Here is a 26857-nt window from a genome sequence, read left to right on the forward strand (position 1 = left end):
GAAAGTTGATCGACATTCACTTCGGCCCGCAGATCTGCGGCGACCTGACCAGCGCGGCCAGCCGGGAGTGGCTGGTCCCCGACGGCCTCGGCGGCTACGCGATGGGCACTGTCGGCGGGCTGCGGACACGTCGCTACCACGGTCTGTTGGTGGTTCCCGGCGAAACGCCGGCGTCCCGCCAGGTGGGACTGGTCAGCCTCGATCCGGCGGTCACCCTGCCGTCCGGCGCGCGGGTGCGCCTCGGCGCGCACGAGTGGGCCTCCGGCGACGTGGACCCGCGCGGCTTCGAGCTGTTGGAACGCTTCGACCTGGTCGACGGGCTACCCCGGTGGCGGTGGCGGATCGGCGCGGTCGTGATCGAACGGGAGCTGGCCATGCTGCCCGGCCGCTCCTGCGTCGCCGTGGTGCACCGGCTGGTCGCCGGTGGTCCGGTCCGGCTGGAGCTGTCGGCCGCCTGCACCTGGCGGGACGCGCACGGCGAACGGCGGGCCGACGGCCCGATCCCGCAGGTCGAGGCGGTGGCCGACGGCGCTGTGGTCGAGGGCGCGTACCGGCTCGCCGGCCCGGGCTGGGCGCCCGAGGGGCAGTGGTGGCTGGGCGTGCACCACCGCGAGGAGGCCAACCGTGGCCTCAACGCCGACGAGGACCTCTGGTACGCGGGCCGCTTCTCCGGTGAGCTGGAACGCCCCGGCGACACGGTGTCGGTGCGGGCCTGGGCCGGTCGACTCGACGAGGAGCCGCCGCCGGCGGAGGAGATCGTGGCGACCGCGAGGCGGCGTAACCGGCGGGTGGTGGCGACGGCGAAACCGGCCGACGACGTGGACGCCACACTGGCGCTGGCCGCCGACGCGTTCGTGGTGCGCACCAACCAGGCGGCGGTGGACGTGGTGGCCGGCTACCCGTGGTTCGGGGCGTGGTCGCGGGACACGATGATCTCGTACGAGGGGTTGTTCCTCTGCACGGGTCGCGTCGACGAGGGTCGGGAGCTGCTGCGGGCGTACGCGGCGACGCTGTCCGAGGGGATGCTCGCCAACACGGCCGACACCGGTCGGGTGGAGTACAACACCGTCGACGGGACGCTGTGGTTCCTGCACGCGGTGAGCCGGCACGTCACCGTCACCGGCGACACCGACCTCGGCGACGAGCTGCTGCCAGCGCTGCGCGCCGTGATCGACGCCCACACCGCCGGCACCCGGTACGGGATCCGGGTCGACCCGGCCGACGGGCTGCTCACCCAGGGCGCCGCCGGCACCGCGCTGACCTGGATGGACGCCCGGGTGTACGGGGTGCCGGTCACCCCCCGGACCGGCAAGCCGGTCGAGGTCAACGCGCTGTGGATCAACGGGCTGGCCGGGCTCGCGGAGCTGACCGAGCTGGCCGGGCAGGACGCCGACGAGCTGTGGCGACACCACCGGCAGGCCACGGCCTCGTTCCGGGAGCGGTTCCCGGCCCCGACCGGCTGGCTGCACGACGTGCTGGACGCGCCCGCGCCGGCGTACCCGTTGGGTGGCGCCGCCCTGCACGACGACGACGCGTTGCGCCCCAACCAGTTGCTGGCCTGGTCGCTGCCGTACGCGCCGATGGAGCTGGACGAGGCGACGCTGCGGCGGGTCGGGGGCGGGCTGCTCACCCCGCTCGGGCCGCGCAGTCTGGCCCCGGATTCCGCGGAGTTCGTGGGCCGGCACCGGGGCGGCCCGGCGGACCGGGACGGGGGCTACCACCAGGGCACGGTCTGGCCGTGGTTGCTCGGCCCGTACGTGGACGCCGCACGCCGGGGAAAGATGTCCGTCGATGACGTTTTCGTCGGCATTGAGGCCCATTTGATGGAATATGGGTTAGGCTCGGTAAGCGAGACGGCCGATGGCCTCGCGCCGCACACCGCTACCGGGTGCCCGTTCCAGGCATGGTCGGTGGCCGAGCTGCTGCGGGTGCGGCGAAAGAGCCAGTAGCGCTTTACACGACCGCAACGGTGGTGTCGCCGCTGGTTATCGCGATCCCGGCAGGATTGGCCTCGATCCAGACGCGACGGCGACATCGATTCGGTGTCGGTCGGCGCGCGCCCGGGGACAACTCAAAGGGGGCCGCATGTCACTCGATGCCCACGTGATCGACATCAACCCCGCCCGACAGCTGCGGGTGCTGATGCTCTCCTGGGAGTACCCGCCGGTGCTCGTCGGCGGTCTCGGTCGACACGTGCACGCCCTCTCCATCGCCCTCGCCGCCGCCGGCCACGAGGTCACCGTCGTCACCCGTCACAGCGACGGCGCACCCCTGGAGGAATACGCCGAGGGCGTGCGCATCCTGCGCGCCCCCGAGGACCCGGTCACCTTCCCCCTCGCCACCAACTCGCTGCTGGCCTGGACGATGGCCTTCAACCACACCCTCACCCGCACCGCCCTACGCGCCACCGAGGCCGGCTCCTACGACGTCATCCACGCCCACGACTGGCTCGTCGCCCACACGGCCGTCACCCTCGCCGAGCACCTGGATCTCCCCCTGGTCACCACCATGCACGCCACCGAGGCCGGGCGGCACCAGGGCTGGCTGCCGGAGGAGATGAACCGCACCATCCACGGCGTCGAGCACTGGCTCAGCAGCTCGTCCATTCGGGTGATCACCTGTTCCGGGTACATGCGCGACCAGGTGACCGCCCTGTTCGACGTACCGGCCGCCCAGGTCGACGTGGTGCCCAACGGGGTCGACGACAGGGCATGGCGGGCCCGCCCCCGAGCTGTCGCGTCGGCCCGAGCACGGTTCGCCGGGGACGGCCCGCTGGTCGGGTACGCCGGACGGCTGGTCTACGAGAAGGGCGTCCAGCACCTGGTACACGCCGTACCCCGGCTGCGCGAACGACACCCGGGGCTACGCGTGGTGATCGCCGGCGACGGCCCGTACCGCGCCGAGTTGGAGGCCGAGGCCCGACGGCTGGCGCTCAGCTCGACCGTCCGGTTCACCGGGTTCCTCGACTCCACCCAACTACCGGCGATGCTCGGCGCCACCGACGCGACAGTGGTGCCCAGCCTCTACGAGCCGTTCGGCATGGTGGCGCTGGAGGCGGCGGCCGCAGGAGCGCCCCTCGCGGTGGCCCGTACCGGCGGCCTCGCCGAGATCGTCGAACCCGGCGTGACCGGGGTGACGTTCCCGCACAGCGACCCGGACGCGCTCGCCGGCGCGGTCGGCCAACTGCTCGGCGACGAGGTCTTCGCCCGGCGGTTGGCCCGCCGAGCCCGCACGATGGTCGGCGAGCGGTACGGCTGGGCCACCATCGCGGCCCGCACCGCCGCCAGCTACGCCACCGCTCGCCGCGAACACGGCCCGGTGCAGGCCAGGCGCGCCGCCGCCCGACTGAGCGGCGGGCGGACCCGGATCGCCATCCCGGAAGGGAACCTGCTCGCCGCCGCCGCCGACCACGCCGCCTGCTGAGCCGAGTCGGACGACCGATAGGTGACTTCCGATCCGCTGGTTAGGGTGTAGCCCGGACAGCGGCTGAGGAGGAGCGTGCACAGGTGCTGATCGCCGGTCGGTACCGACTGCTCGACCTGGTGGGTCGCGGGGGCATGGGTCGGGTGTGGCGCGCCCGCGACGAGATGCTGCACCGCGAGGTGGCGGTCAAGGAGATCGTTCCACCGAGTTGGTTGGCCGATCATGAACGGGCCGAGGTGCGCTCACGCACCATGCGGGAGGCGCGCGCCGCGGCCCGACTCAACCACCCCGCCGTGGTCCGGCTCTACGACGTCGTCGCGGTCGAGGGCAGCCCATGGATCATCATGGAGTACGTCCCGTCCCGCACCCTGCAGGACGTCGTGGACGCCGAGGGGCCGCTGGAGCCGGCCCGCGCGGCCCGGATCGGGCTGGCCGTGCTCGACGCGTTGCAGGCCGCGCACACCGCCGGGGTGCTGCACCGCGACATCAAACCGCAGAACGTGCTCGTGGCGCACGACGGGCGGGTGATGCTCACCGACTTCGGGCTCGCCACCTTCGACGGTGGCGACGGCGCGATGACCCGCCCCGGCATGGTCTTCGGCTCCCCGCAGTACGTGGCCCCCGAGCGGGCCGCCGAGGGGGTGTCCACGGTGGCCGCCGATCTGTGGTCGCTCGGGGCGACCCTGCACGCCGCAGTGGAGGGTCAGTCCCCGTACGCCCGCAGCACCGCGATGGCCACCCTCAGCGCGCTTGCCGCCGGCCCGCCAGACCCCGCCCCGCACGCCGGGACGCTCGCACCGGTGCTGGACGGATTGCTGCGCCGCGACCCACACGAGCGCCTCGACCACGAGACGGCCCGTCGGTTGCTCAAGACGGCCGCGACCGGCCGCGCCGACCCGCCGCCGGCGACCGACCGCCCCTCGGCCGACCGGCCGGGGCTGGTTGGCCAGCCCGCCACGGGGGACGACCCCGACGACCAGGACCCCACAGTTCCGCTGCCCGACCCGGCCGCACCCGGTGGCGCCTCCCCCACGCCGGCCCCACATCCGGCGGCCGCCGGGCGTACCGCGCGTCGGGTGGCGGTGGTCGCCGTGGCGCTGCTGGTGGCCGTCGTGGCCGGCGTCGGCACCGCGCTGACCCTCGCCGGCGACAAGCCCAGCAACCCCACCGGCTGGTCCACCCCGCCGCCGAACCGTCCCCCGGACGAAGGGCCGTTCGGCCCGGGCCCGCCGCCCGGCCCTCCGCCGAATGGGCGCAACGTCCCGCCGCCCCCGCTCGCCTGTGTCCGCCCGGACGTCGGCGGTTCACCGGTGCGGGCCGGCACGCCGAGCCCGGGCGAAGAACTCCGGCCGCCGCCCGGCTGGGTCTGGCACGCCGACACCGCCGGCTTCCGGGTCTCCGTACCGGCGACGTGGCTGACCTCCCGCGACGGCACTGTGGCGTGCTTCCAGGACCCGGCGACCGGCCGGGCCTTCAGCGTCGCCGAAGGCGGCGCCGCCGATCCCCTGGAACTCCTGCGGACCGCCCGCGACGCGGCGGCCGGGAAAGGCTCCCTGCCGGGGTACGACGAGATCCGGCTCGCCGCGGGTGAAGGCGGAGCCGAGTGGGAGCTGCGCTGGCAGACGCCGCACAACACGTGGCTGCACGCCCGACAACAGGTCCTCGGCGCCGATCGCTGGACGTTGGGTTGGATCACCCGGGACGAGGACTGGGCCGGGGCCGCCGCCGACTGGGAACTGGTGCGAAAGAGTTTCCGACCACCCCGCTGACCTGCACCGTATGGCCATGATCGGGACCACCGTCCGTCGTGGATCGAGGCCGCTCAGTGGATGAGAAAGCCGGCATTGGTGGCTATCGTGGATCCCGGGGTGACCGAGGGGGAGCGACCGTGCATCAGTTGCTGATCGCGGGTCGGTACCGGCTGCTCGACCTGGTCGGCACCGGCGGGATGGGCCGGGTGTGGCTTGCTCGCGACGAGATGTTGCATCGCGACGTGGCGGTGAAGGAAGTCGTGCCGCCGTCCTGGCTGGCCGAGACCGAGCGTGAGGAGTTGCGGCTCCGAACCCTGCGTGAGGCACGCACCGCCGCCCGGCTCAACCATCCCAACGTGGTCCGCCTCTACGACGTGGTCCACGACCGGGAGAGCCCCTGGATCGTGATGGAGTACGTGCCGTCGCGGTCGGTGCAGCAGATCATCAGCGCCGAGGGGCCGCTGAGCCCACAGCGCACCGCCCGGATCGGGCTGGCGGTACTTGCCGCGTTGCGGGCCGCGCACGCCGCCGGGGTGCTGCACCGCGACGTGAAGCCGCACAACGTGCTGGTGGCCGACGACGGACGGGTGGTGCTCACCGACTTCGGGCTTGCCACCTTCGATGGCGGTGAGGGTGTGATGACCGGGCCCGGCACGGTGCTCGGCTCGCCGCAGTTCGTCGCCCCCGAACGGGCCCGCGAAGGGGTCTCCGACGCCCGCACCGACATGTGGTCGCTGGGCGCGACGCTCTACGCGACGGTCGAGGGCCAGTCACCGTACGCACGGTCGAGCGCGATGGCGACGCTCAGCGCGCTGGCCACCGAACCACCGGATCCGATGCGTCGAGCAGGCCCGATGCGTCCCGCCATCCTCGGCCTGTTGCAGCGCGACCCCTGGCGGCGGTTGACGGCAGCCGAGGCGGAGCCGCTGTTGCGCAGCGCCGCGGCAAGCGACGAGGAGCCCGCCGGGTCGGTCCGCTCGTCGGCGGTCGCGGCGATCCGCAGCGCCGGGCGGGCCATCGCGCCGCACCCGGTCGCACCGGTGGCCCCGTCGGGCGAGCCGGCCACGCCAGCCCGGAGCCCGCGCCCTCGGCGCCCACCTGGCCGGCGAGGGCGCCTGATCGCCCTGGGCTGCGTGACCACCGCTGTGCTCGCCGCGGGTGGCGTCGCGCTGGCGCTTGTCAACCGGCACGACGACCGGACCCCACCGTCCGGCGCGGGCGGTGGCGCCCCGACCTCCCGTCCGGCGGCGTTCGCCTGCACGTCGTCCCCGCCACCGTCGGCGACCCCGGTGGTGGCGGTGTCACCGCCACCCGACGTGAAGTACGGGCTGCGCGAGGGCTGGACCTGGTACGACGACCCGACCGGGTTCCGGATCGCCGCGCCGGTCGGGTGGGCGCGCTGGACCGAGGGCTCGGTGACCTGCTTCCGGAAATCCGGCGGGTCCCGGGTGCTCAGCGTCGAGGTGGGGCCGGCCCGCCCGGATCCGGTGGCGCACTGGAAGGCCGAGGAGGCTCGGCTGACAGCGAGTGCCGCTCTGCCGGACTATCGCAAGGTGGACATCTCCGCCATGGACATCTTCGAGGGTGGCGCTGTGTGGGAGTGCGGCTGGCAGAACGCCGCCGGCGTTCCGGTGCACAGCTTCCGGCTGTTGGCCAACACCTCGGCCGACCGCTCCTACACCGTCTCGTGGTTGACAGAAGAGTTCGACTGGCAGGTCAACGCGGCATACTTGCCGATGATCCGGCAGAGCTTCACCCCCACCCAGTAACACAGTCCGATGTGGACTTCCCGGGTGATGCCCCTGCGGCGCCGACGCTGACTACAGTGGCGTAGTTTTGGGCGCTCAAGATCCCTGGGGAGGGTGAGCCGAGATGATGGGACCGCAACACGCGCTGTCCGGCGCGGCGGTGTGGCTGGCTGGCTCCTGGGCACTGGAGCAGTTCGCCGACTACCACCAGTCGCCGCTCGCGTTGGCGGTGGGCACCGCTGTGTGCGCCGGCGGCGCGCTCTTTCCCGACCTCGACATGTCGGGCAAGGTGACCAAGAACCAGGGTGGGGCCACCGTGGCCCGCACCTTCGGAGTCTTCTCGCTCTTCGCCGCCGAGGTGATGGAGAAGATCTCTCTCGGGGTCTACTACGCCACCAAGCTCAGCAGGGACCCACGCCGCAGCAACGGGCACCGGACGCTGACCCACACGCTGCCGTTCACACTGCTGGTCGGCTGGGGCACCACGGCGCTCTGCGCCGCGTACGGCAAGTGGGCGGTCATCACCATCCTGTTCTTCATGTTCGGCCTGGCGCTGCGCGGGCTGTTCGACGAGTGGGCCGAGCGGGCCGGGTGGGTGATCATCACTCTCGCGTCGGCCGGGGCGGCCTGGTTCACCTTCGCCAACCTGCCGGGCGGACGCGGCTATCCGCTGATCGGCACCGCGCTGGGCGTGGGCTGCTTCGTGCACATCCTCGGCGACATGATCACCAGAGCGGGCGTGCCGATCCTCTGGCCGATCCCCATCAAGCGGCGCATGTGGATGATGATCGGCCTGCCGAACAGCATCGCCCTACGCGTCGGCAGCAAGGCCGAAGTGGTCGGGATGCGCATCGCGCTGACGGTCGTCTCCGCGCTCGCCACCGTCGGCCTGATCGCGCCCTCGGTGCTGAGCCGTTTCGACATCGACATATGACCGATCCGGCGTCGGCGATCCCGCCGGCTGAGGACGACCGCGTACCGGAGTTCTGCCGCGCCCTGGGGCTGCCCGGCCTCGCCGACGTGCACGTGCACTTCCTGCCGCCGCGCCTGCTGCGCCGGGTGTGGGCCTACTTCGACGCCGCCGGGCCACTGGTCGGCACCGAGTGGCCGATCCGCTACCGGTGGAGCGACGCCGACCGGGTCGCGCACCTGCGCCGGCTCGGGGTGCTGGCGTTCAGTGCCCTGGCGTACGCGCACCGACCGGGCATGGCGGCGGAACTCAACCGCTGGACGCTGGACTTCGCCCGCGACACCCCCGGGTGCCTGGCCTCGGCCACGTTCTACCCCGAGCCGGACGCCCCCGGGTACGTCGAGGCGGCCCTCGCCGAAGGCGCACGGGTGTTCAAGTTGCACCTACAGGTCGGCGGTTTCGCGCCGACCGATCCGGCGCTGGACCCGGTGTGGGGGATGCTGTCCGACGCGAATGTGCCGGTGGTGGTGCACGCCGGGCACGCCCCGGTGGGAACCGCCAACACCGGCCCGGACCCGTTCGCCGCCCTGCTCGCCCGCCACCCTCGGCTGACCGCAGTGGTGGCGCACATGGGCGCCCCGGACTACCGGGCCTTCCTGGCCCTCGCCGAGACGTACGAGCGGGTCCGGCTGGACACCACAATGGCCTTCACGCCCTTCTTCGACCAGTTCGTGCCCTTCCCGGCCGAGGAGTTGCCCCGGTTACGCGAGTTGGGTCTGGCCGGCAAGGTGCTGCTGGGCAGCGACTTCCCGAACATCCCGTACCCGTACGCCGACCAGGTGACCGGGCTGGCCCGACTTGACCTGGGCGACGACTGGCTACGCGCGGTCTGCTGGACCAGCGCCGCCACCCTCTTCAACCTGCCCTGACCCGCGCCCCGCCCCACGGCGCCGGGCACTCACCCGCGCCCTCGCGCCCCGCGCCCTCGCGCCCCGCGCCCTCGCGCCCCGCGCCCTCGCGCCCCGCGCCCCGCGCCCTCGCGCCCCGCGCCCCGCGCCCCGCGCCCTCGCGCCCTCGCGCCCTGCGCCCTCGCGCCCTGCGCCCTCGCGCCCTGCGCCCTCGCGCCCTGCGCCCTGCGCCCTGCGCCCTGCGCCCTGCGCCCTGCGCCCTGCGCCCTGCGCCCTGCGCCCTGCGCCCTGCGCCCTGCGCCCTGCGCCCAAGATCGTGCTCGATCCTTGATGTAGTGGCCTCCGCGACGATCCGAGGGAACTACATCCAGGATCGAGCACGATCTTGCCGTCGCACCCCTTGATCGGCGGCCAAGATCCGCGCAACTTCCCGGATGTAGCTGCCTGCGGCGGCTGGGAGGCCGCAACATCCCCGATGTTGCGCGGATCTTGGCCGCGACCATCACCGACCGACCGAACCGGGCGCACCGCGGCGCGGCGCGGCGCGGCTGGATGAGCGCCGCACGCGCCCGCTGAATTGTTTTCGACATCGGCTATTGACGTCGCCGTAACAGGTGGCCTAGCGTCCTGTCGAACCGCTTCGTCGAAACGCTTCGACGACGTTCGGGAGCGGTCCCACCCCAGGCCGGAGGAGGTGCGCGGTGGCCACCATGCACGACGTCGCCCGCCTCGCACAGGTCTCGGTCAGCACCGTCTCGTACGTGCTCACCGGCACCCGGCCGATCTCGCAGGCCACCCGCAACAAGGTGCTCGCCGCGATGGCGCAGCTCGACTACCAGCCCAACGCGATGGCCCGTGGGCTGGCCAGTCGTCGCAGCCGGATCCTCGGCCTGCTGATGCCGATGGACGAACGCGGCCTCGGCGCCACCGAAACCGCCTTCGTCACCGGTGCCGCCGCGGCGGCCAGCGTCGCCGGCTATCACCTGGTGCTCTCGCCGGTCGGCGGGGGCGACCTCGACGACCTGCGTCGGCTGGCCAGTCAGCGGATGCTCGACGGCGTCGTGCTGATGGAGGTCCAGTTGGCCGACAAGCGGGTCACAGTGCTCCAGGAGACGGGGGTGCCGCTGGTGCTGATCGGCCGTACCGGCGACACCAGCACGCTCTCCTACGTCGACATCGACTTCGACCAGACCGTCCGGGAGGCCGTCGCGCACCTGGTCGACCTCGGGCACCGGCGCATCGTCTACGTCAACCACTCGGCCGCCACGCTGGCCAGCGGTTACGGGCCCGCGTTGCGTACCCGGGACGCCTTCACCGCGGCGATGACCGGACACGGCCTGGAGCCGGTGATGATCGCGGCCGAGGACAGCGCCGCCGGCGGGCGGGCCGCCCTGGCCGCCGCGTTCGCGCAGGCCCCGGAGCTGACCGCGGTGCTGGCCATGAACGAGACGGCGATCTTCGGCATCCTCGGCGAACTGACCGGCCGAGGGTTGTCAGTGCCCGACGACGTCTCCGTCGTCTCGATGGTCACCTCGCCGCAGGTCGCCGAGTTGGCCACCCCGGCGCTGACCGCCATGACGTCGCCCGGTTCGGCGCTCGGCCGGATCGCGATCGAGGCGCTGACGCGCCACCTGGACGGCCCCGCAGACCTTCGTCACCAGCAACTGCTGCCGTGCGCGTTGGAGATCCGGGGGTCGACCGCCGCGCCCCGAAGCCGCCAGCCAATGGGGGCCGATCAGTAAATGGCCCGCCGCCGCGCTGCAACGCGACGACGGGCCCCGTGAAGTACCGGCTAGTACTCAACGAGGAGGATGCTAATGCAGCGATTCCGCCGGCTCGTCGCCGCGATCGCCCTGGCGGCGACAGCGACGACCACCGTGGCCGCCTGCGGCAGTGGTGACAACGGGGACAACAGCGACGCCAAGGTTCTCAAGCTCTGGCACTACGAGAGCGAGAACAGCGCCATGGGCATCGGCTGGGACCGGGCGATCGAGATCTTCAAGTCCGAGCACCCGGGCGTCGAGGTGCGCTTCGAGCGCAAGGCGTTCGAGCAGATCCAGCAGAACGCGGGCATGATCATCAACTCGTCCGAGGGCCCGGACATCATGGAGTACAACAAGGGCAACGCGACCGCCGGGCTGCTCTCCTCCCAGGGCCTGCTGGCCGACCTGAGCAGCGAGGCCGACAAGCGCGGCTGGGCCGGCAAGCTCAGCTCCAGCCTGCAGACCACCGCCCGGTACAGCGACAAGGGCGTGATGGGCTCCGGCAAGTGGTTCGGTGTGCCTAACTACGGCGAGTACGTCACTGTCTATTACAACAAGGACCTGTTCCAGAGCAACGGCGTCAAGGTCCCGACCACGATGGCCGAGATGACCGCCGCGATGGACACCTTCGTCGGCAAGGGCGTCACCCCGCTGGGCATGGCCGGCGCCGAGTACCCGGCCGGGCAGCTCTTCTACCAGCTCGCCCTCTCCAAGGGCGACCGGCAGTTCGTCGACAACTACCAGCTCTACAAGAACCCTGTCGACTTCAAGGCCGACCCGCTCAAGTACGGCGCGGACACCTTCGCCCAGTGGGTGCAGAAGGGCTACGTCGCGAAGAACTCGGCCAGCCTCAAGGCCGAGGACATGGGCACCGCCTTCATCGGCGGCAAGGTTCCGATGATCGTCTCGGGTAGCTGGTGGTACGGCCGGTTCAAGACCGAGATGAAGGCCAACTGGGACACCTTCCTCTTCCCCGGCAACACCCTGCAGGCCGGCTCCTCCGGCAACCTCTGGGTGGTCCCGGAGAACAGCAAGGCCAAGAGCCTGGCGTACGACTTCATCGACATCACCCTGCGTCCGGAGATCCAGGACCTGATCGGCAACAACGGTGGCGTTCCGGTCGCCGCTGACGCGTCGAAGATCAGCGACCCGAAGGACCGCAAGCTGATCGAGGACTTCAACACGGTCAGCAAGGCCGACGGGCTCGCCTTCTACCCGGACTGGCCGGTCCCCGGCTACTACGACGTGCTGGTCTCCGGCTTCCAGGGCCTGATCAACGGCTCGAAGTCGCCCGACCAGGTTCTCGACACGATCGCCAAGCCGTACGCCGATGGCGTCAAGGAGATCACCGGCAAGTGACACGGCGAGCGGCGGGCGCGACCGGCACCACCGGCGCGCCCGCCCGCCCCGCCGGGAAGGATCTTCCATGGCAGTCTCCGAGACGGTCGCCGCCACACCGCCGGCCGCGACCCCCACCCCGCCCCCGCCCAGCCGCAGACGCCGCGGCCGCAACGCGGCGTACTGGCTCTACCTGCTCCCCGGAGCTGTGCTCTTCCTCCTGGTCATCGGCGCGCCGCTGGTCGGCACCCTCTACCTGTCGCTGACCAAGTGGTCCGGCATCGGCGACCCCCGGTGGGTCGGCCTGGACAACTACCAGCAGTTGCTGCAGGACGACGTGTTCTGGGCGTCGTTCCGCAACACCGTCTGGATGCTCGTCGCGATGGTGGTGGTGCCCACAGTGCTCGGGCTGCTGCTCGCCGCTGTGCTCTTCGACGTCATCGGCCGCCGGTTCAAGCCCCGCACCGCCGCCGCGCTGCGGGCCGCGTTCTACCTCCCGCAGGTGCTGCCCGTGGTGGTCGCCGGCATCGTCTGGGGTTGGATCCTGCGCCCCGACGGCGCGTTCAACAGCCTCCTCGACGCGGTCGGTCTCGGCGCGTTACGCCACGACTGGCTCGGCGACCCGGGCACCGCCCTGCCGGCCGTGATGGCGGTGATGATCTGGGTGCAGATCGGCTACCCGGTGGTCGTCTTCATGGCGGCGTTGCAGCGGGTCGACCCCGAGCTGTACGAGGCAGCCGAGGTCGACGGCGCGAACTGGCTGCACCGGTTCCGGGCGATCACCCTTCCGCAGATCCGGCCGGAAACCTTCGTGGTGGCCCTGACCTGCACGATCGCCGCTTTGAAGGTGTTCGGGCCGATCTTCGCCCTGACCCGGGGTGGCCCGGACAATGCCACGAACGTGCCCTCGTACTTCGCCTACTACACGTTCTTCAAGAAGCTGCAGGTCGGCTACGGCTCCGCGATCTCCATGGTGCTGACACTGATCATCGTGGTGGTGGCCGGGATCTTCATCTGGATGCAGGCCCGCAGCGAGCGCCGGGACCGGGGGTTCTGACATGGCCGTCACGCTCACACCGAGCACCGCGCCGGTGCGGCCGGCCCGGCCCGTACGCGATCGACACCACCGCGGCGTCAGCCGCTGGGTGGTGCTCGCCCTGGTCACCCTCGGCGCGCTCGTCATGCTGGTGCCGTTCGCGTTCATGCTGCTCAACGCGTTCAAGTCGCCCGGCGACTACTCCTCGGGCGGCCCGCTGAGCTGGCCGACGGAGTTCTACACGAAGGGCCTGCGCACGTACTGGACCGAAGTGAACTTCCCGCTGAAGTTCTGGAACTCGGCGATCATCGCCGGCTCGGTGGCAGTGTTCGGCGTCGCCGTGTCACTGCTCAACGCGTACGCGCTGGGTATCGGCCGGGTCCGGGGCCGGCTGTGGATCGTCGGTCTGTTCCTGCTGGCCAACATGCTGCCGCAGGAGGCGCTGATCTACCCGCTGTACTACGCGGCGAAGCAGGTCGGCCTCTACAACACCCAGCTCTCGGTGATCATCATTTTCACCGTGATCCAGAGCGCCTTCGGCACGTACCTGCTCGCCTCGGTGATGGGCACGTTCCCGCGCTCGCTGCTGGAGGCCGCCGCGCTGGACGGCGCCGGCAAGTGGACGGTGCTGTGGCGGGTGGTCTTCCCCAACCTGCGACCCACCCTCGCGGTGCTGCTCATCTTCTTCTTCATCTGGACGTGGAACGAGTTCCTCATCCCGCTGGTCATGCTGATCGACAACCAGACGCAGACCATTCCGGTTGCGCTCGCGTCGTTGCAGGGCGACCGGCTGATGGACGCTCCGACCACAAACGCCGGCGCGCTGATCAGCCTGGTGCCGGCCATCCTCTTCTTCCTCATCTTCCAGCGCACTCTGGCGCGCGGCATCACGGCAGGAGCCGAGAAGTGAAGTTCACCGACGGGTACTGGCAGCTGCGCCCCGGCGTCAGCGTCCTGCGGCCCGGCACCGTGGAGTCGGTCGAGCCGGACGAGCGCGGCTTCACCGTCTTCGCACCGACCGGTCAGATCACCGGCCGCGGCGACACCCTCAACCGCCCCCTGGTCACCGTCCGGTTCTTCTCCCCCGCCCCCGGCGTCATCGGGGTGACCGTCGCCCACCACACCGGAGGGCTGCCCCGCGAGCCGCACTTCGGGCTGAGCACCGACGAGACGCACCCGGTCACCGTCGACGTCACCGGGCTCAGCGCGACCCTGACCACCGGCGAGCTGACCGCGCGGGTCGCGCTCATCGACGGGTGGCGGGTCGACTTCCTGCACGGCGACCGGCTGCTCACCGCGTCCACCGCCCGCAGCATCGGCGTCGTCACCGACGCCGAGGGCCGCCGGCACGTACACGAACGGCTCGCCCTCGGTGTCGGTGAGACGGTGTACGGGTTGGGCGAGCGTTTCGGCCCGTTCGTCAAGAACGGGCAGACCGTCGACATCTGGAACGCCGATGGCGGCACCGCCAGCGAGCAGGCGTACAAGAACGTGCCGTTCTACCTGAGCAGCGCCGGCTACGGGGTCTTCGTGGACCACCCGGAGCACGTGTCGTTCGAGGTCGGCTCCGAGGTCGTCACGCAGACCCAGTTCAGCGTCGAGGGCCAGTCGCTCACCTACTACGTCGTCGACGGGCCCCAACCGAAGGACGTGCTGCGCCGGTACACCGCGCTCACCGGCCGTCCGGCCCGAATTCCCGCCTGGTCGTACGGCCTGTGGTTGTCCACCTCGTTCACCACCTCGTACGACGAGAAGACGGTGACCGAGTTCGTCGACGGGATGGCCGAGCGCGGGCTGCCGCTGTCGGTGTTCCACTTCGACTGTTTCTGGATGCGTCAGTTCCACTGGGTCGACTTCATCTGGGACCCGGCGACCTTCCCCGACCCGGAGGGGATGCTGCGCCGGCTGCGCGAGCGCGACCTGAAGGTGTGCGTCTGGATCAACCCGTACATCGCGCAGCGCTCGTACCTCTTCGAGGAGGGCCGCGAGGCTGGTTACCTGGTGCGCAACCCGGACGGTTCGGTCTGGCAGTGGGACAAGTGGCAGGCCGGCATGGCGCTTGTCGACTTCACCAACCCGGACGCGGTCCGCTGGTTCACCGGCAAGCTCAAGGCCCTGCTGGACATGGGCGTCGACTGCTTCAAGACCGACTTCGGCGAGCGCATCCCGACCGACGTGGTGTGGCACGACGGCTCGGACCCGCAGCGGATGCACAACTACTACTCGTACCTCTACAACAAGGCGGTCTTCGAGCTGCTGGAGACCGAGCGCGGCGAGGGCGAGGCGGTGCTGTTCGCCCGCTCGGCCACCGCCGGCGGGCAGCAGTTCCCGGTGCACTGGGGCGGCGACTGCGAGTCGACGTTCGTCGCGATGGCCGAGTCGCTGCGCGGCGGGTTGTCCCTGGCGGCGTCCGGCTTTGGCTACTGGAGCCACGACATCGGCGGCTTCGAGGGCACTCCCGACCCGGCGGTGTTCAAGCGGTGGGTCGCCTTCGGGCTGCTCTCCTCGCACTCCCGGCTGCACGGGTCCGGCTCGTACCGGGTGCCGTGGGCCTACGACGAGGAGGCGGTGGACGTGCTGCGGCACTTCACCCACCTCAAGCTCGGCCTGATGCCGTACCTGGCGGCCGCCGCCCAGGAGGCACACCGCGACGGGACTCCGGTGATGCGGCCGATGTTCCTGGAGTTCCCGGACGACCCGGCGACGGCGCACCTGGACCGGCAGTACATGCTCGGCCCGGACGTGCTGGTCGCCCCGGTGCTCAGCGCCGACGGCGACGTCACGTACTACGTTCCCGCCGGCACCTGGACGCACCTGGTCACCGGCGCGCAGGTCACCGGTCCGGCCTGGTTGACCGAGAAGCACGGCTTCGACAGCCTGCCGGTGCTGGCCCGACCGGGCGCTGTCATCCCGTTCGGCTCACGCACCGACCGACCGGACTACGAGTGGGCCGACGATGTGCGGCTGCGGGTGTACGCACCGACCGAGGGGCAGCGGACCCGGGTACGGGTACCGTCACCCGGCAACGGGCCGGGCGCCGAGTTCGACGTGCGCTACGAGGGTGGGACGGCCAGCGCCGAGCTGGTAGCCGGCACCTCGACGGGTTACATCTGCGAGATCCAGGGGACGGAACGATGACGCAACACCACTTCCCGGAGAGCTTCGTCTGGGGCTCGGCTACCGCCGCGTACCAGATCGAGGGCGCGGCGACCGAGGACGGGCGCGGGCCGTCCATCTGGGACACCTACAGCCACACACCGGGTCGGACCCTCAACGGTGACACCGGTGACGTGGCCGCCGACCACTACCACCGGTGGGCCGACGACCTCGGGCACATCGCCGACCTGGGGCTCGGCGCGTACCGGTTCTCCATCTCCTGGCCCCGGGTGCAGCCGGGCGGCTCGGGCCGGTTCAACCAGGCCGGCATCGACTTCTACTCGCGGCTGGTGGACGGGCTGCTGGAGCGGGGCGTCCGCCCGGTGGCCACCATGTACCACTGGGACCTGCCGCAGGAGTTGGAGGACGCCGGCGGGTGGGCGGCGCGGGAGACCGCGTTGCGCTTCCAGGAGTACGCGGCGGGCATCGTCGGCGCGCTGGGCGACCGGGTGCACACCTGGACGACGCTCAACGAGCCGTGGTGCTCCGCGTACCTGGGCTACGCCTCCGGCGTGCACGCGCCGGGTCGGACCGAACCGGCGGCGGCGCTGGCCGCGGTGCACCACCTCAACCTCGCGCACGGCCTGGCCGGTCGGGTGGTCCGGGAGCTGGCCCCGTCCGCGGAGCTGTCGGTGACGCTGAACCTGCACGTCATCCGGGGCGCGTCCGACTCGGCCGCCGACCAGGACGCGGTCCGGCGGATCGACGCCCTGGCCAACCGGGCGTTCCTCGGCCCGATGCTGGACGGGGAGTACCCGGCCGACCTGCTGGCCGACACCGCCTCCGTCACCGACTGGTCGTTCGTCCGCGAGGGCGACGAGAAGCTGATCGCGGTGCCGCTGGACGTGCTCGGGGTCAACTACTACTCCAGCACCCTGGTCCGGGCCTGGGACGGGGTGTCGGCCCGCTCGGACGCCGACGGGCACGGCGCGTCGACCTCGACGCCGTGGGTCGCCGCGGAGAACGTCGACTTCCTGCCGCAGCCCGGCCCGTACACGGCGATGGGGTGGAACATCGACCCGCCGGCGCTGACCGAGCTGCTGCTGCGCCTCCAGCGTGAATACCCCCACCAGCCCATGATGATCACCGAGAACGGCGCGGCGTTCGACGATGTGGTGTCGGCCGACGGCCGCATCCACGACGAGCGGCGGATCGACTACCTGCGTCGGCACATCGGCGCGATGGCCGACGCCCGCGCGAAGGGCGCGGATGTGCGCGGCTACTTCGTCTGGTCGTTGCTGGACAACTTCGAGTGGGGCTACGGCTACGACCGTCGCTTCGGCATCATCCGGGTCGACTACGACACCCAGGTACGCACCTGGAAGGACAGCGCCCACTGGTACCAGCGCCTCGCCGCCAGCGGTGAGCTGGACCAGGCACAGGACTAACTGAGGAGCGTGATGTCTGTGAGTCATCGTGATGACTCACAGACATCACGCACTTCGGGGAGCCCGGCAGGACGCGTCCTCAGACCCCGACGCGTTGCGGCGGGACGGTGAGCCCGTACATCTCCATCAGCTCCGGAGTGTCGACCCGGCTGCCGTCGGCCACCGAGTCGCAGGCGATGTCGACGATCTGGTCCTTGTGCGCCAACAGGTACGGCCGGGCGCCCACGTCGGCGCTGGCCAGGGTGGCGATGCCGGGCCAGTGCCGGCGGCCGAACAGCATCGGGTAGCCGCGCAACCCGTCGTAGGTGGCGCAGACCAGCACGTCCGGGTACGGCAGCGCGGCCACCCGGCTGACCGCCTCGGCGGTCAGGCCCGGCATGTCGACAGGGACCACCACCACCGCCTCGATCCCCTCGTCGTCCATGGCGGCCAGGCCGGCCCGGATGGACGAGCCGACTCCGGTGCCCCACGCCTTGTTGATCACAACGGTCGCCTTGCCCAGGTCGGCGGTTTCCTGGACCTGCTCGGCGGCAGCGCCCAGGACGACCACGATCTGCTCGCAGCCCGCCTCGGTCATCGTGTCGATCATCTGATTCACCAGGGGCTTGTCACCCTGGTGCAGCAGCGCCTCGGGACCACCGATCCGTCGTCCCCCGCCTGCGGCGATGATCATTCCTGCGATCCGGTTCAGCTGCGCCCCCTCCAGCACGGGACGGACCGTGACCGTTCCGTCCCCTCCTACGGACACTGCAACGAGGACGGCCAGCCGGGGGTGGCGGGGCGAAAAGGAGAAATAGCACAACCGTTACACGACCGGCATCCGCCGCCACGGACACTGCGCAGGTCAGGCCGCGTCGGCGTAGCAGTCGACGATGGACAGGTCCAGTGGAAAGCGGACCGGCGTCGCACCGAAGAGCAACGCGGAGGCGCGCTCGCCCGACCGATTGACAGCCTCGGCGACCGCATCGGCCTGATCGGCGGGCGCGTGCACGACCACCTCGTCGTGCTGGAAGAAGACCAGCTCGGCGTCGGTGCCGGACAGCTCCGTGCGCAGCGTGGCCAGCAACGTGGAGGCCCACTCCGCCGCCGTGGCCTGAATGACGAAGTTGCGGGTGAAGCGCCCCCGGGACCGGGCGGCACGCGCCCGCGGACTGTGCGGGTCACCCGCCCCCTCCGGATCGGAGGGCTCGTCGTCGAGATCACCGAACCCGGCCGAGCCGGGCGGACACGTCCGCCCCAGCCACGACCGCACCAGCCCGCCGTTCTCACCGGTACGCGCCGCCGCCTCCACGTAACCGAACGCCGTCGGGTAGCTGCGCTTGAGCACCGCCAACGCGGGCACCGCGGCCCCGCCGGTCTGCCCGTACATCGCGCCGAGCAACGCCACCTTGGCCTTGGCCCGGTCGCCGCCGAACGAGTCCCGGGCCAGGGCCGCGTAGAGGTCACCGGCACCACCCGCCGCCGCCAACCGCGCGTCGCCGGAGACCGCGGCCAGCACCCGGGGCTCCAACTGGCCGGCATCGGCGACCACCAGCCGCCAGCCCGGATCGGCCACCACCGCCCGCCGGATCACCTTGGGGATCTGCAACGCTCCACCACCCCGGGTGGCCCACCGGCCGGAGACGACACCGGCCGGCACGTACTCCGGTTGGAACCGGCCGCCCCGCGCCCACTGATCGAGCCAGGACCAGCCGTGCGCCGTCCAGATCCGGTAGAGCTCCTTGTATTCCAGCACCAGCGGCACCGCCGGATGGTCCACCCCGCGCAGCACCCAGGCCCGGGTGTTGGGCAGCTCCACCCCGACCCGGGCGAACGCCTTCAGCAGCTCCGCCGGGGAGTCGGTGTGCAGGCCGCGTACGCCGAGCGCGTCGGCGATCCGGGCGGCCAGCTCGGCGAGTCGGCGTGGCGGACCACCGACCGGGGACGCCTCGCCGAGCAGCTCGTGCAGGATCTCGTTGTGCACGTCGGCACGCCAGGGCAGCCCGGCGGCGCCCATCTCCGCCGCGATCAGCGCGCCGGCCGACTCGGCGGCCACCAGCAACCGGAACCGGCCGGGGTGCTCGGTCGCGGCGACGCGGGTGAGCTGGTCGGCGTACACCTGGGTCAGTGCCTCGATGCCCGGGCCCGACGGACCGGGCAGTGTGTCGAAGAGCGCCCCCTGCCCGTGCCCGGGCGGCGCGGCGGCGCGCGGCGGCGGGTCGGGCGGCACCGCCGCGCCGGTCAGCCGGGCCCAGGCGGCGGCCAGCGAGCGGGGCTCACCCCAACGGCCGACGTGCCCGAGCAGCAACGCCTCGGTCAACTCCACGTCGTGACACCGATCGACCCGGACGCCGGCGCGCAGCAGCGTCGGGTAGATCGCCGTGGCGGTCGACCAGACCCAGCGCGGGTGCTCGGCGGCCTCGCGGGCGGCGACCGCGGCGACCAGATCGGTGACGACCTCGGGCGGGCCGGTCGGCCGGCCGGTGGCGTCCAGCGGGCACAGCACTCCCCCACCCCGCTCGTCGGACACCACCGCCACCAGCACGAACGTGATTCTGCCTCTCCCGTCCGACAGAAACGGAGGCGCACCTCACCATGATCGGGCCGGTGGGGTGTCAGGGCCGGTCGGTAGCGTGACCGGGTGCCTCCGCAGATCCCGCATCCCGATCCTGGCACCCCCGACGCCCGCGGTCCGATGCGCTACCTCTGGTGGCTGGTCCGCTGCCAACCCTGGCGGGTGCTGCGCGGCAGCCTGATCGGCACGGCCTGGATGATCGGGCTCTCGGTGCGGCCCTACCTGATCGCCCGCGCCGTCGACGACGGGCTGCGCGCACGCGACACCCAGGCCCTGGCGCTCTGGGTCGCGGCCATCGTCGTCGCCGGCGTGGCCCTGTCCTACCTCGGCATCATGCGGCACCGCACGATGACCTTCCTCCGGGAGGACGCCAAGGCCCGCTCGGCGGAGGTTCTGCTGCGTCACCTGTCCCGCATCGGCGCGGTCCTACCCCGTCGGGTCGGGGCGGGCGAGGTGTCCACCATCGGCGGCTCCGACATCGACTGGACGGCGCAGGTGCTGACGCTGACCGGGCCGGGCGTCGGCGCGGTCATCGCGTACGGGGTGATCGCCGTGGTGCTCTGGTCGATCTCCCCAATGCTCGCGCTCTGCGTGCTGGTGGGGGTGCCTGTCGTCGGTCTGATCGTGGGGCCGCTGCTGCGCCGCCTGGAGCAGGTCGAATCGGTCTACCGCCGGCAACAGGGCGCGCTCACCGCCCGATCCGGTGACATCGTGGCCGGGCTGCGGGTGCTCGCCGGGGTGGGCGGCCGGGACCTGTTCGCCCGGCGGTACGCGGCCCGGTCCCAGGAGCTACGCGCCGAGGGCTACCGGGTCGGCGCCGTCAACAGCTGGATCGACGCGGCGACGGTCGCCATCCCCGGGTTGTTCCTGGCGGCGGTGGTGTGGCTGACCGCCCGGATGGCGGTGACCGGTGACGTCACGATCGGCGAGTTGGTCGCCGTCTACGGCTACGTGGCGACCCTGATCGTGCCGGTCTGGTTTCTGCTGGAGGGCAGTTACCAGCTCATCCGCGGTCGGGTCGCCGCCCGACGGATCACGGACCTGCTCAACGTGACACCGGACGACGTCGGTGGCCCGGGCCGCCGGTGGCCGGGCGCCGTACCCGAGACACGCCGGCCGGACGACCCGGCCGGGCCGGAAGACCCGGCCGACCTGCACGACCCGGTGACCGGCCTGACAGTGCGCGCCGGCCAGCTGACCGCTGTGGCGGCAGACGACCCGGCGGCGGCCGTGGCGTTGGCCGACCGGCTCGGCCGATACGTCGCCAGCGACGTCACCTGGGGCGGCGTGCCGCTGCGCGAGGTCGCCCTGGACGAGGTCCGCGCGCGGATCCTCGTCGCCGACCACGACTCCTACCTCTTCGCCGGCACGCTGCGCGACATCCTGCGCGCCGGGGCCGACGGCGACGACCAACGGATCGGCGCGGCCCTGCGGACCGCCTCGGCGCAAGACGTCGTCGACGCCCTGCCCGCCGGGCTGGACACCCCGATCGACGCCCGAGCCCGGACGCTCTCCGGCGGTCAGCGCCAACGGCTGCGCCTGGCCCGGGCGCTGAGCAGCGAACCGGAGGTGCTGATCCTCGTCGACCCGACGTCGGCGGTGGACGCGCACACCGAGGCGCGGATCGCCGAGCGGCTGCGGGCAGCGCGGGCCGGGCGGACCACAGTGGTGATCGCCACGTCACCGCTGCTGCTCGGCCGGGCCGACGTGGTCGCGCTCCTGAGCGCCGGCCGGATCACCGCCACCGGCAGCCACGCCGACCTGCTCGACGACGACCCGGCCTACCGGCACCTGGTTGCCCGCGGCAGCGAGGAGGCGTACCGGTGAGCCGGCTGCCCGTCGCCGACCGGGGCACCGTACGCCGGGCCCTGCGGGACATGATCAGCCGGCATCGACGCGCCGTCGGGGTCGTGCTGGCGCTGCACAGCGCCGCCGCGGTCGCCGGGCTCGCCCCGCCGTGGCTGCTGGGCACCATCGTCGACCGGGTCACGGCGGGCGCGAGCGTGGCCACTGTGGACCGTCTGGCGTTGGCCATCGCCGGCTGCGTCCTGGTCAGCGCCCTGCTCTCCCGGTACGCCCAGTACGCCGGCCACCGCTTCGGCGAACGGGCCGTCGCCGAGCTGCGCGAGGAGTTCGTCTCCCGGACTCTCGGGCTGCCCGTCTCGGTCGTCGAGCGTGCCGGCTCCGGGGACCTGGCCACCCGCAGCTCGGTCGACGTGTCGACTGTCGGCACCACCGTCCGGGACGTGGTGCCCACCATCGTCATCGCCGGGGTGCAGTTGACGTTGCTGTTCGGCGCCGTCTTCCTGCTGCACCCGCTGCTCGGGCTGGCGGCGCTGGCCGGGCTCCCGTCGATCGTGGCGGTGACCCGCTGGTACCTGCGCCGGGCCAGCTCCGCCTACCTCACCGAGGGCGCAGCGGCGGCCGAGCTGACCGAGACGCTGACCACCACCGCCGAGGGCGCGCGCACCGTGGAGGCGCTGCGGCTGGCCGACGACCGGATCCGGCACGGCACCACCCGCGTCACGCTGGTGTGGCGGGCCCGTCGGGCGACCCTCGCGCTGCGTACCGTGTTCTTCTCGGTCGTCGAGGCCAGCTATCCGCTGCCGGTCGCCATGGTCCTGCTCGTCGGGGGCTACCTGCTCTCCCGCGACATGGTGTCGCTCGGCGCGGTGGTCGCCGCCGCGCTCTACCTGCAACAGGCGATCGACCCGTTGGACCGGCTGTTGCAGTGGACCGAGCAGGCGCAACGCGGCTTCGCGTCGTACGCGCGGCTGCTCGGCGTCGGCATGGTCCCGCCCGAAGCACCCGGCACGACCGCCTCGTCGCGAGGCGAGCGGCTCGTCGTCAGTGGCGCGCGGTTCTCCTACTCCGACGGGCCGGACGTGCTGCACGGCATCGACCTGGAGGTGCAGCCCGGTGAGCGGCTGGCCGTCGTCGGCCCGTCCGGCGCCGGCAAGTCCACCCTGGCTCGGCTGCTGGCCGGGATCGACGCGCCGCGCCAGGGCGTCGTCAGCATCGGCGGCTGCCCGGTCACCGACCTCGACCCGGCCGAGCGACGCCGCCGGATCGCCCTGGTCACCCAGGAGCACCACGTCTTCATCGGCTCGGTACGCGACAACCTCTCCTTCGCCGCGCCCGACGCCTCCGACGACCAGATGCGCGCCGCGCTGCTCACAGTGGGCGCCGATTGGTTTGCCGAGTTACCCGACGACCTGGACACCCAGCTCGGTGACGGGGCCCGTCAACTCGGTGCGGCCGAGGCCCAACAGGTCGCGCTGGCCCGGTTGGTGCTCGCCGACCCGCACACGCTGATCCTGGACGAGGCGACCGCCGCGCTCGACCCGTCCACCGCCCGCCGGACCGAACGCGCGCTGGCCGCCGTACTGGTCGGGCGGACCGTCATCGCTATCGCGCACCGGCTCAACACCGCCCACGACGCCGACCGGGTCGCCGTGCTCGCCGACGGTCGGATCACCGAGGTCGGCAGCCACGACGAGCTGGTGGCGGCCGGCGGGGCGTACGCGGCCCTGTGGCGCTCCTGGCACACCCGCGTCGACGAGCGGTGAGACGCCCTACTTCACCGCTCCGGAGGTGAGGCCGGCCTGGATCTGACGCTGGAACACCGCGTACACGAGGATCATCGGGAGGATGGCGATGGTCAGCGCGGCGAACAGCCCGGACCAGTCCGCCTCGTAGCCGGCGTTGACGGAGATGTCCGCGATGCCCTGGGTGAGCACCCACTTGTCCTTGGCGTTGGAGAGCAGCACCAGCGGGAGCTGGTACTGCGCCCACTGGCCGATGATGTTGAAGATCGCGACGCTGATCAGACCCGGCTTCGCCATCGGCATCATCACCTGGAAGAACAGCCGGCTGTGCCCGCAGCCGTCGATCATCCCCGCCTCGGCCACCGACGACGGCAGCGTCTTGAAGAACGCGGCCAGGAAGAACACGGTGAACGGCAACGAGTACGCGGTGTAGACCAGCACCACGCCGGTGTGGGTGTCCAGCAGACCGAGGTTCTTCACCACGAAGAAGAGCGGCACCAGCGCCAGGAAGACCGGGAAGGCCAACCCCGAGACGAAGAGGAAGTAGACCGCCCGGTTGCCCCAGAACTTGTAGCGGGCCAGCACGTACGCGGCCATCGAGCCGAGCAGCATGGTGAGGAACGTGCTGCACGACACCACGATCACGCTGTTGAGGAAGTACCGCCCGACGTGCGCCTTGGTCCAGGCCCGCCCGAAGTTCTCCCAGCGCAGCTCGGCCGGCAGCGTCCACGGGCTGCTGAAGATCTCGCTGGTGTTCTTGAACGCGGCGAGGAAGGTCCAGAGGATCGGCACGATCACGATCACCGCCCACACGGCGAGCGCGACGTGCCCCAGGCCGGCGAACAGCTTGACCTCCGAGCGGGGGCCCTTGCTCCCCGACCCGGCGGGGCCGGACGGGTCACCGGTCTTCGGCGGCAGCGCCGCCGGCGTCGGCGGCAGCGTCGACTGCGGATTCATCAGTACTCCACGCTTTCCCGCTTGGTGAGCCGCAGCGTCAGCGCCGCGAACGTGAGGGTGAGGAAGAACAGCGCCACGCCCATCGCCGAGGCGTAGCCGTACTTCGAGTAGACGAACGCGTTGCGGTAGATCTCCATGGCGAGCACCGTGGTGGCGCCGTCCGGGCCGCCACCGTCCACCGAGAGCACCGCCACGATGGCGAACGCGTCGAACGCCGCGATCCCGAGGTACACCCAGGCCACCTGGAGGGTGTCCCACAGCAGCGGCAGGGTGACCCGGAAGAACAGGGTCACCTTCGTCGCCCCGTCCATCTCGGCGGCCTCGTAGATCTCACCGGGGATGGAGGCCATCCCGGCCGAGAAGAGCACCACGTAGAAGCCGACCGCCTGCCAGACCAGCACCGCGATGATCGACCAGAGGGCCAGGTTCGGCTTGACCAGGAAGAGGATCGGCTCGATGCCGAACTTCATCAACACGCCGTTGATCAGTCCGGACTCGTTCGGCCGGTACACCATCTGGAACAACACGGCGATAATGGCCACCGCCAGGACCTGGGGGAAGAAGAACACCACCCGGTAGAACTTCGCCCCCCAGACCCCCTGGCGTTGACCACCGCTGCTCTTGCCACCCACGTTGAGCAGGAAGGCGAAGAACAGGGCGATGGCAATGGTGATCAGCGGCAGGGCAAGCAGCAGTACGCCGTGGTGCTGGACCGCTTTCCAGAAGGCCCCGTCGTCGAGCAACCTCCGGTAGTTGTCGAAGCCCACCCACTGCGGGGCCGACAGCCCCCGCCAGTTGGTCATCGAGATCTGGAACGCCTGCGCGTACGGCCAGATCACGAATGTCACGTACAGCGCGACCGGGGCGAACAGGAACCCGATCACGAATGGATACTTGCCGTGCCGCATGACCCTAGCTCCGATCGATCAGCGCTTGAACTTGGTGACGGAGCTGTCCTTCTTGATGGCGTCGGCGCGCTTCTGGATCCGCTCCACGAAGGCGTCCGCGTTGATCCGGCCGAACATCAGCTCGTTGGTGGCGGTACGCGCCTCCGTGTCGAGCTCCTTGTACCAACCGTCGAAGTACAGGTTGAACACGTCCTGGCCGGCGGCCTTGAGCGCGGCCTGGGAGCTGGCCACACCGGGCGGGAAGGCGAAGCCCTCCGAGCCGGCGGTGACCACGGTCGGGGCCTTGACCACCTCGGTGAAGCCCTTCGCGCCCGCCGTCGAGAGCATCTGACGCATGTACTCCAGCCCGCCCTTGGGGTTCTTGCTCTTCGCCGAGACAAAGTAGCCCTCACCGGCGGTGGCGCGCAGCGCGGTGGCCGGCAGCTTGTCCGAGGCGGACAGGCTCGGCACCGGCATGAGCTGGTAGTCGAAGCCGGCCGGCGTGTCCTTCTTCTGCTCACCCTCCAGCCAGTCACCGCTGGGGTACATGGCCACCTTGTACTGGTTCTGCCGCAGCTGCACGTCGGTGTGCTTGAGACCCTCGAAGCTCTTGTCGCTGAACTTCGCGCCGACCTCGGCCCACGCCGCGGCAGCCTGCTTGACGGCGTCCTGCTTCCAGGCGCCGTCCTCCAGGTTGTCGATGTTCTTCAGCACGTCCGTGCCGCCGATCTTGGCGGCGTGGGTGAGGATCACGTTCCACTGGTAGTAGGCGGCGTTCGCCCCGGCGTAGCCGTACGGGGTGATGCCCTTGGCCTTGATGTTCGTGAGCAGGGCGATGAACTCGTCCCAGTTCTTCGCCGGCGCCCACCCGTTGTCCTTGAACAGCTTGCCCGAGTACCAGATGCCGAAGACGGTGGAGACGTAGTACAGGACGAACGGCTTGCCGTTGAACGAACCGGCCTCGATGGTCCCCGGCACCACCGTGTCGCGGACCTTCTTCGTCGGGTCGTCGACCGACGGCGCGTCCCACAGCTCGGTGAGGTCCTGGAGCTGACCGTCGGCCACGAGCGCGCCGAAGTCCATCAGCTTCTCGCCCGAGTTGTTCACGAACTCCGGCGGGTTACCGGAGGCGAACCGCGGCTGGAGCACAGTGGAGACGGCCTGGGTGGCCTGGTGCTTGACCTCGGCCTTGGGGAACGCCTTCTTGTACAGCGGCTCGTGCACGTCGGTGGCGTACTTCTCGCCGTAGCCACCGTTGAAGATGACCACCTCGATCGCGGCGTCCTCCTTGACGCCCAGCGGGTTCTTCTCGCTCTTGGTGCCGCCGGCGACCTGCTCGTTGTCACCGTCGCTGCCGCTGGTGGCGCAGGCGCCGAGCAGGCCGATGGCCGGAGTGGCGAGCATGCCCACGGCGGCGGCGCGACGCAGCACCGTGCGACGGTCGAGTGCGGCCGGGTGTTCGGGGGTAATCGACATCGTCGTCTCTCCTT

General features: G+C 71.3%; 19 protein-coding genes. 14 read left to right on the top strand and 5 right to left on the bottom strand.

Annotated elements, in window-relative coordinates; all coding sequences use genetic code 11:
* Positions 1-5: 5 nt before the first annotated feature.
* The 12 genes from OHB44_RS23570 (at position 6) to OHB44_RS23625 (ending at position 17421) form a co-directional block, all read left to right on the top strand.
* The gene (locus OHB44_RS23570) at positions 6-1949 is read left to right on the top strand and encodes an amylo-alpha-1,6-glucosidase (protein ID WP_238686672.1); all 1944 of its coding nucleotides are present in this window, start codon (positions 6-8) and stop codon (positions 1947-1949) included.
* 136 nt (positions 1950-2085) lie between these two features.
* Positions 2086-3423, top strand: a complete 1338-nt coding sequence (locus OHB44_RS23575) for a glycosyltransferase family 4 protein (protein WP_330438325.1) — start codon at positions 2086-2088, stop codon at positions 3421-3423.
* A gap of 83 nt (positions 3424-3506) precedes the next feature.
* Positions 3507-5192 (top strand): serine/threonine-protein kinase, encoded by a 1686-nt coding sequence (locus tag OHB44_RS23580; RefSeq protein ID WP_308193741.1) that lies wholly within the window; start codon positions 3507-3509, stop codon positions 5190-5192.
* 119 nt (positions 5193-5311) lie between these two features.
* A complete protein-coding gene (locus tag OHB44_RS23585) occupies positions 5312-6943 on the top strand; it encodes a serine/threonine-protein kinase (RefSeq protein ID WP_266305013.1) in 1632 nt (543 codons plus the stop codon).
* A gap of 103 nt (positions 6944-7046) precedes the next feature.
* Positions 7047-7856 (top strand): metal-dependent hydrolase, encoded by an 810-nt coding sequence (locus tag OHB44_RS23590; protein ID WP_238686669.1) that lies wholly within the window; start codon positions 7047-7049, stop codon positions 7854-7856.
* Positions 7853-8761: an amidohydrolase family protein gene (locus tag OHB44_RS23595; protein WP_238686668.1), complete on the top strand. Its 909-nt coding sequence runs from the start codon at positions 7853-7855 to the stop codon at positions 8759-8761. Before OHB44_RS23590 ends, OHB44_RS23595 begins: the two co-directional genes overlap by 4 nt.
* Before the next feature lie 689 nt (positions 8762-9450).
* Entirely contained in the window at positions 9451-10482 is a 1032-nt protein-coding gene (locus tag OHB44_RS23600; RefSeq protein ID WP_238687088.1) for a LacI family DNA-binding transcriptional regulator, read from the top strand.
* Positions 10483-10557: 75 nt separating this feature from the next.
* On the top strand, positions 10558-11862 hold the full coding sequence (locus tag OHB44_RS23605; protein WP_266305012.1) for an ABC transporter substrate-binding protein: 1305 nt from the start codon (positions 10558-10560) through the stop codon (positions 11860-11862).
* Positions 11863-11929: 67 nt separating this feature from the next.
* The gene (locus tag OHB44_RS23610) at positions 11930-12898 is read left to right on the top strand and encodes a carbohydrate ABC transporter permease (RefSeq protein WP_330438326.1); all 969 of its coding nucleotides are present in this window, start codon (positions 11930-11932) and stop codon (positions 12896-12898) included.
* Between the two features lies 1 nt (position 12899).
* Positions 12900-13787 carry a carbohydrate ABC transporter permease gene (locus tag OHB44_RS23615; RefSeq protein WP_238687081.1) on the top strand — a complete coding sequence of 296 codons (888 nt, stop codon included), beginning with the start codon at positions 12900-12902 and terminating at the stop codon, positions 13785-13787.
* Complete coding sequence (yicI, locus tag OHB44_RS23620; RefSeq protein ID WP_330438327.1) at positions 13784-16015, top strand: alpha-xylosidase; 2232 nt, start codon at positions 13784-13786, stop codon at positions 16013-16015. Before OHB44_RS23615 ends, yicI begins: the two co-directional genes overlap by 4 nt.
* On the top strand, positions 16012-17421 hold the full coding sequence (locus tag OHB44_RS23625) for a GH1 family beta-glucosidase (protein ID WP_330438328.1): 1410 nt from the start codon (positions 16012-16014) through the stop codon (positions 17419-17421). The genes yicI and OHB44_RS23625 overlap by 4 nt, the downstream gene beginning before the upstream one ends.
* Before the next feature lie 79 nt (positions 17422-17500).
* Here OHB44_RS23625 and OHB44_RS23630 read toward each other — a convergent pair whose 3' ends face one another.
* Entirely contained in the window at positions 17501-18094 is a 594-nt protein-coding gene (locus OHB44_RS23630; protein WP_238687087.1) for a nucleotidyltransferase family protein, read from the bottom strand.
* Between the two features lie 171 nt (positions 18095-18265).
* On the bottom strand, positions 18266-19945 hold the full coding sequence (locus tag OHB44_RS23635) for a bifunctional 3'-5' exonuclease/DNA polymerase (protein ID WP_442932621.1): 1680 nt from the start codon (positions 19943-19945) through the stop codon (positions 18266-18268).
* A gap of 150 nt (positions 19946-20095) precedes the next feature.
* Here OHB44_RS23635 and OHB44_RS23640 point away from each other — a divergent pair, with 150 nt between their 5' ends.
* Entirely contained in the window at positions 20096-21802 is a 1707-nt protein-coding gene (locus tag OHB44_RS23640; RefSeq protein ID WP_266305307.1) for an ABC transporter ATP-binding protein, read from the top strand.
* 50 nt (positions 21803-21852) lie between these two features.
* The gene (locus OHB44_RS23645) at positions 21853-23544 is read left to right on the top strand and encodes an ABC transporter ATP-binding protein (RefSeq protein ID WP_238687084.1); all 1692 of its coding nucleotides are present in this window, start codon (positions 21853-21855) and stop codon (positions 23542-23544) included.
* 6 nt (positions 23545-23550) lie between these two features.
* Here the strand turns inward: OHB44_RS23645 and OHB44_RS23650 are convergent, their stop codons facing one another.
* The 3 genes from OHB44_RS23650 to ngcE are packed head-to-tail and all read right to left on the bottom strand — an operon-like array spanning position 23551 to position 26843.
* The gene (locus OHB44_RS23650; RefSeq protein ID WP_266305009.1) at positions 23551-24480 is read right to left on the bottom strand and encodes a carbohydrate ABC transporter permease; all 930 of its coding nucleotides are present in this window, start codon (positions 24478-24480) and stop codon (positions 23551-23553) included.
* The gene (locus OHB44_RS23655; RefSeq protein ID WP_091403976.1) at positions 24480-25388 is read right to left on the bottom strand and encodes a carbohydrate ABC transporter permease; all 909 of its coding nucleotides are present in this window, start codon (positions 25386-25388) and stop codon (positions 24480-24482) included. The genes OHB44_RS23650 and OHB44_RS23655 overlap by 1 nt, the downstream gene beginning before the upstream one ends.
* Before the next feature lie 18 nt (positions 25389-25406).
* Complete coding sequence (gene ngcE / locus OHB44_RS23660) at positions 25407-26843, bottom strand: N-acetylglucosamine/diacetylchitobiose ABC transporter substrate-binding protein (protein WP_238687077.1); 1437 nt, start codon at positions 26841-26843, stop codon at positions 25407-25409.
* Positions 26844-26857 lie beyond the last annotated feature (14 nt).

Origin of the sequence: Micromonospora sp. NBC_00821, from assembly GCF_036347035.1 — a bacterium.
Classification (GTDB): Bacteria; Actinomycetota; Actinomycetes; order Mycobacteriales; family Micromonosporaceae; genus Micromonospora; species Micromonospora hortensis.